A 15,366-nucleotide genomic window follows, 5' to 3' on the forward strand; every position below is an offset into this window, starting at 1 on the left:
CAAGCGTCTGGGTAAAGATCGCAGCCTCGCTTCGCTCGACAGCTCCTACAGGGGAATCAATACAACGCGGCGAACAGCTTGCGACGATAAGTCGTCACCAGCGGATGATCGTTGCCCAGCAGTTCGAACACCTGAAGCAAGGTCTTGTGGGGCAGGCCTTCGCTGTAGCTGCGGTTACGCATGAACAGCTTGAGCAGTGCATCGAGGGCTGCTTCGTACTGCTGGCGCGCCAGTTGCTGGATCGCCAGTTGGTACAGCGCTTCATCGTCCTGCGGGTCTTTCGCCAGGCGCGCCTTGAGGTCGGCGGCGTCCGGCAGGTGCTTGGCCAGGCCGAGGAACTGGATCTGCGCCTTGGCGCCGGCGAGGGCGGCCTTGTGTTCGTCGCTTTTCACCGCATTGAGCACGGTCTGCGCTTCGTCCAGTTCGCCGCGTTCGGTCAGGCAGCGGGCGTATAGGATCAGCGCCTTGGCGTTGGTGTTGTCTTCACCCAGCAACACCGTGAGCACGGCTTCGGCGTCGGCGAAACGACCGTCGTCGAACAGCGCCTGAGCCTGTTCGAACGGATCGGCCGCGGCCGGCGGCGGCATCTGCACATGGGGTTCGAGCAGGGTTCGCACGGCCGATTCCGGCTGGGCACCGGCAAAGCCGTCGACGGGTTGGCCGTCCTTGAACAACACCACCGTTGGCAGGCTGCGAATGCCGAAACGGGCGACAATGTCCTGCTCGATGTCGCAGTTGACCTTGGCCAGCAGCAGTTCGCCTTGATAGCTCTCGGCAATGGTTTGCAGCATCGGCATCAGGGCTTTGCACGGCGCACACCACTCGGCCCAGAAATCCACCAGCACCGGTTTGTGGAAAGAGTTCGCGATCACCGACTGGTCGAAATCGGCGGTGGTGGCGTCGAAGATGTAGGGCGTTTCCTGAGTCATGGGCAATCTCGTAGAGCGCTTGAATGGGGCAACTATACGGCTTGGTGGGGGTGGCTGAAAGCCGGGAGGTCTTTCGTCTTGTGGTGTCTGGTAGGACGCCTTCGCGAGCAAGCCCGCTCCCACATTGGATTCGCGGTGTACACGAATTTTGTATCCACAGGAGATCGACTGTGGGAGCGGGCTTGCTCGCGAAGCTTTTATCCTAGCCGCGCCGCGCGTGGTACAGGCTCACATGCCGAAACTCTTCAGGCTCGGCCAGGTCCGGCAAGGTCATGGCCTGGAGCATGTCGATGCGCCGGTACAGTGGATGCTGGAAATCCCGCACCCGGGAGTCGGCCACCAACGCCTCGCGGCCACGACTGAGGAATTGATCGAGCAGCGGCAGATTGGCCCGGTCGTAGAGCACATCGGCGACCAGGATCAGGTCGAAACGATCAGCCTCGGCGAAGAAATTCGTCGAATAACCCAGCTCCACGCCATTGAGCGCGGCATTGGCCTGGCACGCGGCAATCGCCAGTGGGTCGAGGTCGCAGGCCACCACTTCCAGCGCCCCGGCGTTGACCGCCGCGATGCCGGCGACACCCGAGCCGGCGCCGAAATCCAGCACCCGTTTGCCCTCGACCCATTGTGGCTGTTCGGCCAGGTAGCGGGCCATCGCCAGGCCGCTGGCCCAACAGAAGCTCCAGTAGGGCGGCTCGTGGAGAATGCGCCGGGTTTCTTCCGGGCTGAAGGCGCGGTCCATGTTGTCGCCGTCGATCAGCCACAACGTCAAGTCGGTGCCGGGTAGCGGACAAGCGACCAGGCGCGCGTCTCCAAGCAACTCGCTCAATGCCCGTTGCAGGTCCTGCGGTGCACTCATGGCGCTTTGACGAATTGCAGGGCGCCCAGTGCCTGGGTGGTCGGTTGGCTGATGCGTTGCTCCGGCAGGTGCAGGATCAACTGGCCGGACTGGCTGGCGCGGCCACGCAGCTCGACGCGGGCGCCGACCGGGAAGGCATCGGGGTTGAAACGCAGGCGGAAGGGCAGGGCCTGGTTGGTGCCGATCAGGCTGGAGCTGGCGAGCAATTGCTGTGGGCGGTCCTTGTCATCGATCACCAACAGCGCCAGTTCCACTTCGGCGCCGGCCGGCACGCCCTGCAAGGTGCCACTCAACTCGCGCTGATGCGCTGGCAGCGGCCCCAGCTCGGCCGCCTGGCGGGCTTTTTCCTGGGCCTGTTTCGGCGCGGGGGCCGGGGCGGGAGCGGCGGGCTTGGGGGCATCGCTGCTGCACGCCATCAGCAGGCTGAAAAAACTGAGCAGAACGAGCGATCGTAGCGGCATGTGTGGCTCCAGCAAGGTGAATTCCATGGATCTGACGGTAAGCCCGTCTGTATACCGTAAACCCTATGGCTTGTCTTGCCAGTGGGATGCGCTACCATGGCCCTCCCTTTTTTTGTTGCCTGCCACCATGCACTGTCCATTCTGCGGTGCCAACGACACCAAGGTCATCGACTCGCGACTGGTCGCCGAGGGCGAACAAGTCCGCCGCCGCCGCGAATGCCTGGCTTGCGGCGAACGTTTCACGACGTTCGAGACCGCTGAACTGGTGTTACCGCGCCTGATCAAAACCGACGGCAGCCGCCAGCCGTTCGACGAAGAAAAACTGCGCGCCGGCATGCAGCGCGCCCTGGAAAAACGCCCGGTGAGCGTCGAGCGCCTGGAAGCGGCGCTGGTGCACATCAAGCACAAGCTGCGGGCGACCGGCGAACGCGAGGTCAAATCCCTGGTGGTCGGTGAACTGGTGATGGCCGAGCTGCAGAAGCTCGATGAGGTCGCCTACATCCGTTTCGCCTCGGTGTACCGGCGCTTCCAGGATTTGAACGAATTCCGCGAAGAAATCGACCGCCTGGCCCGCGAACCGGTGAAAGAATGACCGCCTCGGCGCAGCAGGCCGTCCTCGACGCCCACTACATGGCCCGAGCCCTGGAGTTGGCGCGGCGCGGTCACTACACCACCCACCCCAATCCCCGGGTCGGTTGCGTGATCGTGCGTGACGGGCAGATTGTCGGCGAAGGTTGGCACATCCGCGCCGGTGAGCCCCATGCCGAAGTCCATGCCCTGCGCGCCGCTGGCGAACAGGCCCGCGGCGCCACGGCCTACGTGACCCTCGAGCCGTGCAGCCATCACGGGCGTACGCCGCCGTGTGCCGATGCGCTGGTCAACGCCGGCGTGGCGCGGGTGGTGGCGGCGATGCAGGACCCCAACCCGGAAGTCGCCGGGCGTGGCCTGCAACGGTTGGCCCAGGCCGGCATCGCCACCGAAAGTGGCGTGCTGGAAGGCGAAGCGCGCAAGCTCAATGAAGGTTTTCTCAAGCGCATGGAGCAGGGCCTGCCGTTCGTGCGGGTCAAGCTCGCCATGAGCCTCGATGGCCGCACCGCCATGGAAAGCGGCGAAAGCCAGTGGATCACCGGTGCCGCCGCACGCTCGGCGGTCCAACGCCTGCGCGCCCAGGCCAGTGTGGTGCTGACCGGCGCCGACACGGTGCTGGCGGACAACGCCCGGCTGACCGTGCGCGCCGATGAGCTGGGGCTCGATGCCGAGCAGACGGCGTTGGTCATGAGCCGTCCGCCGCTGCGGGTGCTGGTGGACGGTCGTCTGCGGGTGCCGTTGGATGCAGCGTTTTTCAAGGCCGGCCCGGCGCTGGTCGCTACCTGCATGGCGGTAGAAGAACAATACGCCAACGGCCCCGAATGCATGATCGTGGCGGGCGATGACGGTCAGGTCGATCTGCATCGCCTGCTGGTGGAGCTGGCGGGTCGTGGCGTCAACGAGGTGCTGGTGGAAGCCGGTCCGCGCCTGGCGGGGGCTTTCGCCCAGCAAGGGTTGGTCGATGAATTCCAGATTTTCATCGCCGGCAAGTTCCTCGGTTCTTCGGCGCGACCGCTGTTGGACTGGCCGCTGGCGCAGATGAAGGACGCCCCGCTGCTGAAAATCACCGAAATCCGCGCCGTGGGCGATGACTGGCGAGTCATCGCCGTTCCCGTTGCGCAGGCGAGCGTATAATTCCCGGCTTTCGCGCAAGCGGCGGTCCGTTCTCGAGGAGGACTCCATGTTTACCGGCATCATCGAATCCATCGGCAGCATCCGTGCACTCACCCCCAAGGGCGGCGATGTGCGGGTCTACGTCGAAACCGGCAAGCTCGACCTGAGCGACGTCAAGTTGGGCGACAGCATTGCGGTCAACGGCGTGTGCCTGACGGCCGTCGAATTGCCAGGCAACGGTTTCCTGGCGGACGTCAGCCGCGAAACCCTCGACTGCACGGCCATGAACGACCTCAAGAGCGGCAGCCCGGTCAACCTGGAAAAAGCCCTGACCCCCACCACTCGCTTGGGCGGGCACCTGGTCAGCGGCCACGTGGACGGCGTTGGCGAAGTGGTCTCGCGCACGGATAACGCCCGGGCCGTGGAGTTTCGCATTCGCGCGCCGAAGGAGTTGGCCAAGTACATCGCCCACAAAGGCTCGATCACCGTCGACGGCACCAGCCTGACGGTCAACGCGGTGGATGGCGCCGAATTCCTGCTGACAATCATTCCCCACACCCTGAGCGAAACCATCATGGCCTCGTACCGGCCAGGTCGCCGGGTCAACCTGGAAGTCGACTTGCTGGCCCGTTACCTGGAGCGCCTGTTGTTGGGCGACAAGGCCGCAGAGCCGGGCTCCCCACAAAAGCCGGGTAACATCACTGAAAGTTTTCTGGCCGCCAACGGCTACCTCAAATCCTGACCCAAGGGGGTGCCGCGTGGCGCTCAATAGCATCGAAGAACTGGTTGAAGACATCCGCCAAGGCAAGATGGTCATCCTCATGGATGACGAAGACCGCGAGAACGAAGGCGACCTGATCATGGCCGCTGAATGCTGCAAGGCCGAGCACATCAACTTCATGGCCAAGCATGCCCGTGGGCTGATCTGCATGCCGATGACCCGCGAGCGCTGCGAGCTGCTGAAGCTGCCGCTGATGGCGCCGCGCAACGGCTCGGGCTTCGGCACCAAGTTCACCGTGTCCATCGAGGCCGCCGAGGGCGTGACCACCGGTATCTCCGCCGCTGACCGCGCGCGCACCGTGCAGGCCGCTGCCGCCCGGGACGCCAAGGCCGAAGACATCGTCAGCCCCGGCCACATCTTCCCGCTGATGGCCCAGGCCGGCGGCACCCTGGCTCGCGCCGGCCACACCGAAGCGGCCTGCGACCTGGCGCGCATGGCGGGCTTTGAACCCAGCGGCGTGATCTGCGAAGTGATGAACGACGACGGCACCATGTCCCGTCGCGCGGAACTGGAAACCTTCGCCGCCGAACACAACATCAAGATCGGCACCATCGCCGACCTGATCCACTACCGGATGATCCACGAACGTACCGTTCAGCGGATTGCCGAGCAGCCGCTGGACAGCGAATTGGGCCAGTTCAACCTGGTGACCTACCGCGACTCGGTGGAAGGCGACGTGCACATGGCGCTGACCCTGGGCACCGTGTGCGCCGAAGAGCCGACCCTGGTGCGTGTGCACAACATGGACCCGTTGCGCGACCTGCTGATGGTCAAGCAACCCGGCCGCTGGAGCCTGCGGGCCGCCATGGCTGCGGTGGCCGAGGCCGGCAGCGGCGTGGTGCTGCTGCTCGGCCACCCGCTCGATGGCGACGTGCTGTTGGCGCACATCCGTGAAACCGGTGACCAGGCGGCGGTGAAAAAACCGACCACCTACAGCATCGTCGGTGCCGGTTCGCAGATCCTTCGTGACCTGGGCGTGCGAAAAATGCGCCTGATGAGCGCACCAATGAAATTTAATGCGATATCCGGTTTCGATCTGGAAGTTGTAGAATACGTGCCCTCCGAATAATGGCCCGCGGATTCCGGCATTATTGTTCCTGAGGCTGGTTAGATCATTGTGGCGAGGGGATTTATCCCCGCTGGACTGCGAAGCAGTCCCAAAAAGAGGGGCCGCTGCGCAGCCCAGCGGGGCGGTGCGACGTTTCGCTAAATCCCCTCGCCACAGATGTACGAGCCAATGGTAGTCCGGGATCCACAGCGCTGTATTCGTGGCTAATATCACTGAGGAGCGCGTTATAGAACGCGCTCCGGCTCTTTAAGAGATCTGACGAATGACCCTGAAGACCATCGAAGGTACCTTCATCGCCCCCAAAGGCCGCTACGCTCTGGTAGTGGGCCGTTTCAACAGTTTCGTGGTCGAGAGCCTGGTTGGCGGTGCGGTCGATGCCCTGGTTCGCCATGGCGTGAGCGAAAGCGACATCACCATCATCCGCGCCCCTGGCGCCTTCGAAATTCCGCTGGTTGCGCAGAAAGTCGCCCAAAAGGGCGAGTATGCGGCGATCATCGCCCTGGGCGCGGTCATTCGTGGCGGTACTCCGCACTTCGAATACGTGGCCGGCGAATGCACCAAGGGCCTGGCCCAGGTGTCCATGGAATTCGGCGTGCCAGTCGCTTTCGGCGTACTGACTGTTGATTCCATCGAGCAAGCCATCGAACGTTCCGGCACCAAGGCCGGTAACAAAGGTGCCGAAGCGGCCCTGTCCGCCCTGGAAATGGTCAGCCTGCTGGCGCAGTTGGAGGCCAAGTGATTAGCGACGAAAGCGATCGTTTCAACCCGCGCGATCCAAAGCCTGCGGATGCCGGCAAGCCGTCGAAAAGCGTCAAGCGTCGCGAAGCCCGTCAGCTCGCGACCCAGGCGCTGTATCAATGGCACATGGCCAAGCAATCGCTGAACGAGATCGAAGCGCAGTTTCGGGTCGACAACGATTTCAGTGATGTCGACGGTGCTTACTTCCGCGAGATCCTGCACGGGGTCCCGCAGTTCAAGACCGAAATCGACACCGCGCTCACGCCTTGCCTGGACCTGACCATCGAAGAGCTGGACCCGGTTGAACTGGCGGTGCTGCGCCTGTCCACCTGGGAACTGCTCAAGCGCGTCGACGTACCGTATCGGGTAGTGATCAACGAAGGGATCGAGTTGGCGAAAGTCTTCGGTTCCACCGATGGCCACAAGTTCGTCAACGGTGTGCTCGACAAACTCGCCCCGCGTCTGCGTGAAGCTGAAGTGAAGGCGTTCAAGCGCTGATTGGCGCTTGAACGACACTTAATGGGTGAGTTCGAGCTGATCCGTAACTACTTCGCCGCCGCGCCTTGCGCGCAGGGCGGCGAGGGCGTTGCGCTGGGAATTGGCGACGACTGCGCCTTGCTGGCCGTTCCTCCCGGGGAACAGCTGGCGGTGTCCACCGACACGCTCGTGGCCGGTGTGCATTTTCCAGACCCGTGCGACCCGTTCCTGCTCGGCCAGCGCTCGCTGGCCGTGGCGGTCAGCGATCTGGCCGCCATGGGCGCCAAGCCTTTCGCCTTTACCCTTGCCCTGACCTTGCCGACGGTGACCGCCGATTGGCTGCAAGCCTATGCCCGCGGTTTGAACCAGATGGCCCAGGCCTGTGGCGTGGCGCTGGTGGGAGGGGATACCACGCGTGGGCCCCTGAGCCTGACCATGACGGTGTTTGGCCGCGTGCCGTCCGGCCAGGCCCTGACCCGTAGCGGCGCGCAGCCCGGCGACCTGCTGTGTGTCGGCGGCGAGTTGGGCAATGCTGCCGGCGCATTGCCGCTGGTGCTCGGCCAGCGCAGCGCCGAACCTGCGATTGTTGAGCCGCTGCTGGCCCATTATTGGTCGCCACGTCCGCAGATCGACCTGGGCCTGGCGCTGCGGGGCAAGGCCCGCGCGGCGATGGATATTTCCGATGGCCTGTTGGCCGATTGCGGGCATATCGCCGTGGCGTCCGGGGTGGCTTTACAGGTTGAACGGGACCGATTGCCGCTGTCCAACGCTTTGCTAGCGTTTCTTGGCCGGGCGGACGCCGAGCAGGTCGCCCTGAGCGGCGGTGACGATTACGTGCTGCTGTTCGCTGTGCCACCGAGCCGATTGTCGGCGTTGCAGGCCGAAGGCTGGCCGATCCATGTGATCGGCAGCGTGCTGGCCGGGCAAGGTGTCACGCTGGTCGACAGCGACGGGCACGACATCACTCCGCGAGTGCGGGGCTATCAACATTTTCGGGAGACACCGTGACAGATCATCCCAACCAGGTCCCGGCAGAGTTCGTTCCGCCTTCGGTCTGGCGCAATCCCTGGCATTTCCTGGCATTTGGCTTCGGTTCGGGTACTTTACCCAAGGCCCCGGGTACTTGGGGCTCGCTGGTTGCGCTACCCTTCATACCGTTATGGCAGATGTTGCCGGACTGGGGTTATTGGCTGATGCTGGGCATCACCATGCTGTTTGGCTTCTGGCTGTGTGGCAAAGTGGCGGACGACCTGCGGGTGCACGATCATGAAGGCATCGTCTGGGACGAAATGGTCGGCATGTGGATCACCTTGTGGTTGGTACCGGAAGGCTGGTATTGGTTGCTGGCGGGTTTCCTGGTGTTCCGTTTCTTCGATATCCTCAAGCCGTGGCCAATCCGCTGGATCGACCGGCATGTGCACGGAGGCGTCGGAATCATGCTCGATGATGTCTTGGCCGGGGTTTTCGCCTGGCTGGCAATGCAAGGATTGGTGTGGTGTTTCACCTGAGGGAGTCAGGCATGGGCGTAAGCCGCGCACTACTGCTGTTGCTGTGTTTGGGAGCCTGTATAGGGACGAGGGTGGCCGAGTCGACGCCGCTGCCTGGCAAGGTCCGCGCGGCCAGCGAGGAGTGGGCCGATTACACCCAGGCCGACGGTCAGGGCATGGGCTGGGACATCCTGCGTGCGGTGTTCGAACCTGAAGGCGTCAAGCTGGAGATCCGCAGCGTGCCCTACACCCGCTCGATCGGGTTGGTGCAGCGCGGCGAGGTCGATGTGCAGGTCGGCGCCTATCGGGATGAGTCCGAAGGCGTGCTTTACCCGAAGTGGCATTACGACGTCGATCACATCTATGCCCTGGGGCTGGCGTCCAAGCCGACGCCCACCCTGGCGACGATTGGCAGCTATCGGCTGGTATGGATGCGCGGGTACGAATACAACAACTACCTGCCCAACATCCGGCGTTTCAATGAGATCCACCGGGCGGTGGGTATCTTGCCGATGCTGATTCATGAGCGAGCGGATTTCTACATCGATGCATCGATGGAAATCGAGGAAGTGCTCGCCAAGGCCGACGATCCCAAGCAATTCAAGCTCTCGCCGCTGATCAACTTGCCGCTGTACCTGGGCTTCGCCAACAACGAAAACGGCCGTACGTTGCGTGCGCTGTTCGACCGACGCATGGAAGTGCTGGTGAAGAGCGGTGAGCTGAAGCCGATTTTCGAACGCTGGAAGCAACCCTATCCTTTCGACGAGCACGGCAAACCACCGAAGCCTTGATCAAACTTTTCGATGCTAATAGGCGATAATTCAGCCTAAGCGTCTGTCGGATCGTGCTGTTACAATGCCCGCCTCTGCGAATCTCCAGTACTAGATCAGGAGCACACCGGTGCCTGTCGTTTTTGTTGCCGCTTCCAAGCTGCCAACGCCCTTTGCGCAATTCACCATGCATGGTTTTCTCGATGAAGCCACCGGCCGCGAGCACGTCGTGCTGAGCCTGGGTGATTTCGCCGACGGTTCTCCGGTGCTGGGCCGCCTGCATTCCGAATGCCTGACCGGCGACGCCCTGTTCAGCCAGCGTTGCGATTGCGGTTCGCAACTCGAGGCCGCGCTGCAGGCCATCGCCCGCGAAGGCCGTGGCGTGCTGCTGTACCTGCGCCAGGAAGGCCGTGGCATTGGTCTGTTGAACAAGATCCGCGCCTATGAACTGCAAGACGGCGGCGCCGATACCGTGGAAGCCAACGAACGCCTCGGTTTTGCCGCCGACCTGCGTGACTACAGCATCTGCCTGCCGATGCTGGAGCATCTGGGCGTGAAGTCGTTGCGCTTGATGACCAACAACCCACGCAAGGTCAAGGCGTTGACCGACATGGGCATCGTGGTGGCCGAGCGTGTGCCGCTGCACACCGGCCACAACCCTCACAACAAACTCTACCTGGCGACCAAGGCCAGCAAGCTCGACCACATGATGGGCAACGAGCACCAAGGCGAGGTTGACCGGGCGTGACGCGCGGTCAGGTTCGGCGGCGGCTGTCGGTCAGTTGGTGGAAATACCTGGCGCTGGCCTTGTTGCCACTGTTTGTGATCAACGCGGTGTTCGGCGAGGGCGAAGCGATTCTTCCAGTGCTGGCGATGCCGCTGTTCATTGCCGGCGTGGCGTCGATGTTTGTCAGCCTGCGATTCTTCGGGCCTTATAAACAGGCCTTGATCGCCACCCAGAAAGCCCTCGACACGCCCGACGAACCCCAGGCCTGGATTGACCTGGCGGCTCGTCGCCGCGCGGCCTTCCTGGTGGCCGGGCTACCGGCCTGGGTCGGCGCCCTTGCGGTGTTCGTGGGCCTGGAAGCGGTGCCGTTGATGCTGTTGGCCTTGTCGACCACCGTGTTGTTCTACCTGTACCGCATCCCGCGCCAACTCGGCTGATGAACCGCTGGCTGGCGGTCTTGCTGCTGGCCGTCAGCGCCTCGACGATGGCGGCGACGCGGGTCGTCAGCCTTGCGCCGTCGTTGTCGGAAATCGTCGTTGAACTGGGCTCCGCCGACCTCTTGGTGGGCGTGCTGGATGGCGGTGAGCGTCCGCCAATCCTTAAAGACCTGCCTTCCGTAGGGCGTTACGGCCAACTGGACATGGAGCGGTTGCTCAGCCTCCAGCCCGACCTGCTCCTGCTCTGGCCCGGCAGTGTCGGCCCGGCCCAGCGCGAGCAGCTTAAAACGCTGGGCATTCCAATCTACGTCGCCGAGCCCCGCAGTCTCGACCAACTCATCACGCAAATTGAAGACATTGCCCTGCAACTCGGCCGCCCGGAGCGGGGCGTGCAACGGGCGGCGCAATTGCGTGTGCGTCTTGAAGCCTTACGCCAGCGCTATCGACGGGCCCCACCGTTGCCGGTGTTCTACCAGGTCTGGGACCGGCCGCTGTACACCGTCGGGGGCGGGCAGATCATCAGTGATGCGCTGGCGGTATGCGGGGCGCGCAACGTCTTCGCCGACCTGAGCCTGCCGGCCCCGCAGGTGAGTGTGGAAGCGGTGCTGCAGCGCAATCCGCAGATCATCCTGGCCACGGAGCAGGCGCAACTCGACGCCTGGAAAACCTGGCCGGTGGCGCGGGGGCGGTTGTTGCTGGTCAATGACAAGGGGCTGGAGCGGCCCAGTGGGCAGATGATCGAGGCGACGGTGCGGTTGTGCGAATTGATTGCGCCAGACAGATAGACCGCGGCGCCTGATTCGCGAGCAAGCCCGCTCCCACAGGGGATTTGCGGCGAACGCTGATTTTGTATCCACCACAGATCCCTGTGGGAGCGGGCTTGCTCGCGAAGAGGCCCGCTCAAACGCTACAAATCACGGATCAGAGGGAGGGAGTCCAAGTCACCCCAAACAACCACGCCCGACCTTCCTCCCGATACCCATACTGGCCTCCATCATGGCTATACAGCGCCCGGCTGTACCCCTTGTCCAGCAGGTTATCCACCTTCATCTCCAGCTTAACCTCCCGGGTCAATTCCCAACTGCCGCGCAACCCGAGCAGGGCATAGCCGCCCAGGGCATTGCGGTTGTTTTCATCGTCGTAGCTGCCACTCACCGCTTGCCAGGTGGCGCCCAGGCCGAGGCGGTCGAATTGGCGGTCCAGGTCCAGGCTCAAGGTCCGTCGGGCGCGGCGGGCCAGGGTGTGGCCGCTGTCGCGGTCGCGTGGGTCGATGATGGTCAGGCCCAGGTTGCCCTGCCAGCCGAACACATCCTGCAGGTAGGCCATCTCAAAACCGTTGATCCGCGCCGAGGCGACGTTCTGCGGGCGTGAGTTGCTGCCAAAGATGATCGCGTCTTCCAGGTCCGTGCGGTACAGCGAGGTCTCCAGGCGGGCGCTGTCGCTCAGCTGGCTGCGCCATTGCAGCTCGTAGCTTTTCGCCGTTTCGGGTTTCAGGTCGGGGTTGCTGAAGTCCGGGTAGTACAGGTCGTTGAAGGTCGGCGCGCGGAAGCTTTCGCTGTAGGTCAGCAATACGTCGTTGTCCGGATTGATCGGCAGGGTGAGCGTGCCGCTCCAACTGTTCTGGCCGCCAAACTGCTGATTCTGGTCGCGCCGCAGACCCAGTTCGGTGGAGAAGGTTTCGGCCTGGAAGCGGTGCTGGATGAACGCGGCACGGTTCCAGCGGCTGTCTTCGTCGAACGGCGTGCTGCTGTTGACCCGGTCCTGATACCAGTCACCGCCGACGATCAGGCTGTTGCGCGCGTCCAGCGTCACGTCGTTCTGCCAGGTCACGGAATCGCGGTAGGTGTTGAACACTTCGCGGACATCGCTGAGCTTGTCGAAGGTTTTTTCACGGTTCTCGCTGTGGCCCAGTTCCAGGCGTGATTTCCAGACGTCGTTGATTCGCCCGTCCACATAGGTGCTGAAGCTGCTCACCGCAAACTCACTGTAGGGTTGCTGGGGCAGGGATTCGAAAGTGGTCGGGTCGAAGCGGCCGAACGGGTTGTCGTATTCGCTTTTGCCGCGGTTATCCAGCAGGTTCAGGCCGACTTCCAGGTCATCGCTGGCCGCATGGCTCAGGCTCAGGCTGAAGGACTGGTTGCGGTTGGCGTCGTCGTCGCGGTCGCTGGCGTAGGACTCGCGGGTCCGATTGCTTGCGGCGCTCTCGTCGAGGCTGGCGCCGAGGTTGAAGCGGGTCTGCTCGTCGCCGCCGGACAGGCCCAGGCTGCGTTCCCAGGTCTGGTGGCTGCCGACACCCATATGCAGGCGCGGTTGCAGGCCTTGCTCGTTGCTGCGGCGGGTGAAAATCTGAATCACCCCACCCACCGCATCGGCACCGTAGATCACCGAGCGCGAACCGCGCAGTACTTCCACGCGCTCGATCTGGTTGATGTTCAGGCGTTGCAGGTTGCTGTCGCCGGAGGTGGCGTTGCCGATGCGCTGACCGTCCACCAGCACCAGGCTCTGGGCCGATTTGGTGCCGCGAATGTAAATCCCCGGCAGGCTGCCGCGCCCACCCAGCGGCGCCACTTGCACGCCTGGCACACGGCTGAGCAAGTCAGTGACACTGGCCGGTTGCAAGCGATCGATGTCGTCGCGGGTGAGCACGGTATTGGCGGCGCTGCTGTCGTTGCGGGCTTCGACCTGGCGGTTGGCGCTGATCACGATGTCGGGCAGCTTCAGGGCCTGGTCGCGCTCGAAGGTGTCGGCCAGCAGGTCGGGGGTGGGGAGCAGGGAGAGGGTGAGGGCGAGGCGGAGTTTCATGGGGTTCCGTGATGACTGGGTCCACACAAAACCAATGTGGGAGCGGGCTTGCTCGCGAAGGCGGTGTATCAGTCAACGTTGATATTGACTGATACACCGCCTTCGCGAGCAAGCCCGCTCCCACAAGGGTTCTGCGGTGTTTGAAAAATCAGTGGCCCAACAACTGCAACCGCTGGCGCACCGCCGCTTCGATCCCTGCCTCATCCAGCCCGCACTCGGCCAGCATCTGCGCCGGCTTGGCGTGTTCGACATAGAGGTCCGGCAAGCCCAGGTGCAGCACGGACTTGAGGATGTTTTCCCGGGCCAGGAATTCGCTGACCGCCGCGCCGGCGCCGCCCATGATGGCGTTTTCCTCGACGGTCACCAGCAGCTCATGGCTGTCGGCCATCTCGCGCACCAGGGCTTCGTCCAGGGGTTTGACGAAGCGCATGTCCACCACGGTGGCGTCCAGGGTCTCGGCGACTTTCAGGGCTTCGGCCAGTTGCACGCCGAACACCAGCAGGGCGGTTTGCTTGCCCTGGCGGCGGATCACACCCTTGCCGATCTCGATGGGCTCGAGGTCGGTCGAGATCGGCGCGTTCGGGCCGGTGCCACGTGGGTAACGCACTGCCGCCGGGCCATTGAACAGGTGGCCGGTGGTAAGCATTTTGCGCAGCTCGTTTTCATCGCTCGGGGTCATCACCAGCATGCCGGGGATGCAGCGCAGGAACGACAGGTCGAAGCTGCCGGCGTGGGTCGGGCCGTCTTCGCCCACCAGGCCGGCGCGGTCGATGGCGAACAGCACGTCGAGGTTCTGTACGGCGACGTCATGAATCAGTTGGTCGTAGGCCCGTTGCAGGAACGTCGAATAGATCGCCACCACCGGCTTGGCGCCTTCACAGGCCATGCCGGCAGCGAGGGTCACGGCGTGCTGCTCGGCAATCGCCACGTCGAAATAGCGCTGCGGGTAGCGTTCGCTGAAGGCCACCAGGTCCGAGCCTTCCTTCATCGCCGGGGTGATGCCCACCAGGCGCGGGTCGGCGGCGGCCATGTCGCACAGCCATTGGCCGAAGACGCCGGAGTACTTCGGTCCGCCGGCCTTTTTCGGCGTGGCCGCCGGAGCGTCCAGGGGTTCGAGCTTGGTGATGGCGTGGTAGCCGATCGGGTCGACTTCCGCCGGGGCGAAGCCTTTGCCTTTCTTGGTGACCACGTGCAGGAACTGCGGGCCCTTGAGGTCGCGCATGTTGCGCAGGGTGGCGATCAGCGTGGGCAGGTCATGGCCGTCGATGGGGCCGATGTAGTTCCAGCCCAGTTCCTCGAACAGTGTGCCGGGGACCAGCATGCCCTTGGCGTATTCTTCGGTACGGCGGGCGATTTCCCAGGCGCCGGGCAGGCGCGACAGCACTTTCTTGCTGCCTTCGCGCATGCTGGCGTAGGTGCGGCTGGAAAGGATCTTCGCCAGGTAGTTGGACAAACCGCCAACGTTGCGCGAAATCGACATGTCGTTGTCGTTGAGAATCACCAGCATGTTGGCGTCGACTTCCGGCGCGTGGTTCAGCGCCTCGAAGGCCATGCCCGCCGTCAGTGCGCCGTCGCCGATCACGGCAATGGCCTTGCGCTCGCTGTTTTGCAGGCGGGCGGCAATCGCCATGCCCAGGGCGGCGCTGATAGAGGTGCTGGAGTGACCGACGCCAAAGGTGTCGTATTCGCTCTCGGCGCGGCGCGGGAAGGCGGCGATACCGTCCTTCTGACGCAGCGTGCCCATGCGCTCGCGACGACCGGTGAGGATCTTGTGCGGGTAGGCCTGGTGCCCGACGTCCCACACCAGCCGGTCGTCCGGGGTGTCGAACACGTAATGCAACGCGATCGTCAGCTCGATGACGCCCAGGCCCGCGCCGAAGTGCCCACCGGTCTGGCCGACCGTGTAGAGCAGCTCCAGGCGCAACTCATCGGCCAGGGTTTCCAGCTCGGCTTCACCCAGACGACGCAGGCCGTCCGGCGTGTTGGCGCGGTCCAGCAGGGGCGTGGTCGGGCGCTTGCGGGGAATCTCTTGAAACGTCGTGGGCATCAGGCGAATCGTTATAGGTATAGAAAGAGGCGGCAGTTTACCTTATGCATCGCAAGCTGCCCACGCGTAGGCCGGAACTTG

The 15,366-nt window shown here is 63.7% G+C and carries 17 protein-coding genes; 12 read left to right on the forward strand and 5 right to left on the reverse strand.

Features of this window, described 5'->3' with window-relative positions; translation table 11 throughout:
* Positions 1 to 56: 56 nt before the first annotated feature.
* From trxA to AD662_RS12760, 3 genes are all read right to left on the reverse strand, one after another.
* Complete coding sequence (gene trxA / locus AD662_RS12750) at positions 57 to 929, reverse strand: thioredoxin (RefSeq protein WP_024617594.1); 873 nt, start codon at positions 927 to 929, stop codon at positions 57 to 59.
* A gap of 202 nt (positions 930 to 1,131) precedes the next feature.
* Complete coding sequence (locus tag AD662_RS12755; RefSeq protein WP_053187676.1) at positions 1,132 to 1,788, reverse strand: class I SAM-dependent methyltransferase; 657 nt, start codon at positions 1,786 to 1,788, stop codon at positions 1,132 to 1,134.
* Positions 1,785 to 2,249, reverse strand: coding sequence for a YbaY family lipoprotein (locus AD662_RS12760; protein ID WP_053182422.1), 465 nt, complete (start codon positions 2,247 to 2,249; stop codon positions 1,785 to 1,787). Before AD662_RS12760 ends, AD662_RS12755 begins: the two co-directional genes overlap by 4 nt.
* A gap of 127 nt (positions 2,250 to 2,376) precedes the next feature.
* Between AD662_RS12760 and nrdR the strand changes: the two genes are divergently transcribed.
* The 12 genes from nrdR (at position 2,377) to AD662_RS12820 (ending at position 11,221) form a co-directional block, all read left to right on the forward strand.
* Positions 2,377 to 2,841, forward strand: coding sequence for a transcriptional regulator NrdR (nrdR, locus tag AD662_RS12765; protein WP_013694316.1), 465 nt, complete (start codon positions 2,377 to 2,379; stop codon positions 2,839 to 2,841).
* A complete protein-coding gene (gene ribD, locus AD662_RS12770; protein ID WP_053187679.1) occupies positions 2,838 to 3,971 on the forward strand; it encodes a bifunctional diaminohydroxyphosphoribosylaminopyrimidine deaminase/5-amino-6-(5-phosphoribosylamino)uracil reductase RibD in 1,134 nt (377 codons plus the stop codon). The genes nrdR and ribD overlap by 4 nt, the downstream gene beginning before the upstream one ends.
* Positions 3,972 to 4,017: 46 nt before the next feature.
* Complete coding sequence (locus AD662_RS12775) at positions 4,018 to 4,692, forward strand: riboflavin synthase (protein ID WP_018600195.1); 675 nt, start codon at positions 4,018 to 4,020, stop codon at positions 4,690 to 4,692.
* A gap of 16 nt (positions 4,693 to 4,708) precedes the next feature.
* The gene (gene ribBA / locus AD662_RS12780) at positions 4,709 to 5,800 is read left to right on the forward strand and encodes a bifunctional 3,4-dihydroxy-2-butanone-4-phosphate synthase/GTP cyclohydrolase II (protein WP_003206026.1); all 1,092 of its coding nucleotides are present in this window, start codon (positions 4,709 to 4,711) and stop codon (positions 5,798 to 5,800) included.
* A gap of 262 nt (positions 5,801 to 6,062) precedes the next feature.
* Positions 6,063 to 6,539 carry a 6,7-dimethyl-8-ribityllumazine synthase gene (gene ribH / locus AD662_RS12785; protein WP_003206025.1) on the forward strand — a complete coding sequence of 159 codons (477 nt, stop codon included), beginning with the start codon at positions 6,063 to 6,065 and terminating at the stop codon, positions 6,537 to 6,539.
* A complete protein-coding gene (nusB, locus tag AD662_RS12790; protein ID WP_003185935.1) occupies positions 6,536 to 7,036 on the forward strand; it encodes a transcription antitermination factor NusB in 501 nt (166 codons plus the stop codon). Before ribH ends, nusB begins: the two co-directional genes overlap by 4 nt.
* A gap of 21 nt (positions 7,037 to 7,057) precedes the next feature.
* On the forward strand, positions 7,058 to 8,023 hold the full coding sequence (gene thiL / locus AD662_RS12795; protein ID WP_053182416.1) for a thiamine-phosphate kinase: 966 nt from the start codon (positions 7,058 to 7,060) through the stop codon (positions 8,021 to 8,023).
* Positions 8,020 to 8,523: a phosphatidylglycerophosphatase A family protein gene (locus AD662_RS12800; RefSeq protein WP_003206020.1), complete on the forward strand. Its 504-nt coding sequence runs from the start codon at positions 8,020 to 8,022 to the stop codon at positions 8,521 to 8,523. Before thiL ends, AD662_RS12800 begins: the two co-directional genes overlap by 4 nt.
* 11 nt (positions 8,524 to 8,534) lie before the next feature.
* On the forward strand, positions 8,535 to 9,293 hold the full coding sequence (locus AD662_RS12805) for a substrate-binding periplasmic protein (RefSeq protein WP_024617561.1): 759 nt from the start codon (positions 8,535 to 8,537) through the stop codon (positions 9,291 to 9,293).
* Positions 9,294 to 9,402: 109 nt separating this feature from the next.
* On the forward strand, positions 9,403 to 10,020 hold the full coding sequence (gene ribA / locus AD662_RS12810) for a GTP cyclohydrolase II (RefSeq protein ID WP_014340439.1): 618 nt from the start codon (positions 9,403 to 9,405) through the stop codon (positions 10,018 to 10,020).
* Entirely contained in the window at positions 10,017 to 10,436 is a 420-nt protein-coding gene (locus tag AD662_RS12815) for a hypothetical protein (protein WP_053187682.1), read from the forward strand. The genes ribA and AD662_RS12815 overlap by 4 nt, the downstream gene beginning before the upstream one ends.
* On the forward strand, positions 10,436 to 11,221 hold the full coding sequence (locus tag AD662_RS12820) for a cobalamin-binding protein (RefSeq protein WP_053187685.1): 786 nt from the start codon (positions 10,436 to 10,438) through the stop codon (positions 11,219 to 11,221). Before AD662_RS12815 ends, AD662_RS12820 begins: the two co-directional genes overlap by 1 nt.
* A gap of 136 nt (positions 11,222 to 11,357) precedes the next feature.
* Here the strand turns inward: AD662_RS12820 and AD662_RS12825 are convergent, their stop codons facing one another.
* Both AD662_RS12825 and dxs read right to left on the reverse strand, forming a co-directional pair.
* Positions 11,358 to 13,238, reverse strand: a complete 1,881-nt coding sequence (locus AD662_RS12825) for a TonB-dependent receptor domain-containing protein (RefSeq protein WP_053187687.1) — start codon at positions 13,236 to 13,238, stop codon at positions 11,358 to 11,360.
* 148 nt (positions 13,239 to 13,386) lie between these two features.
* Positions 13,387 to 15,285 (reverse strand): 1-deoxy-D-xylulose-5-phosphate synthase, encoded by a 1,899-nt coding sequence (gene dxs, locus AD662_RS12830; protein WP_053182410.1) that lies wholly within the window; start codon positions 15,283 to 15,285, stop codon positions 13,387 to 13,389.
* Positions 15,286 to 15,366: the final 81 nt, after the last annotated feature.

This window comes from Pseudomonas kilonensis, assembly GCF_001269885.1.
Lineage (GTDB): Bacteria > Pseudomonadota > Gammaproteobacteria > Pseudomonadales > Pseudomonadaceae > Aquipseudomonas > Aquipseudomonas kilonensis.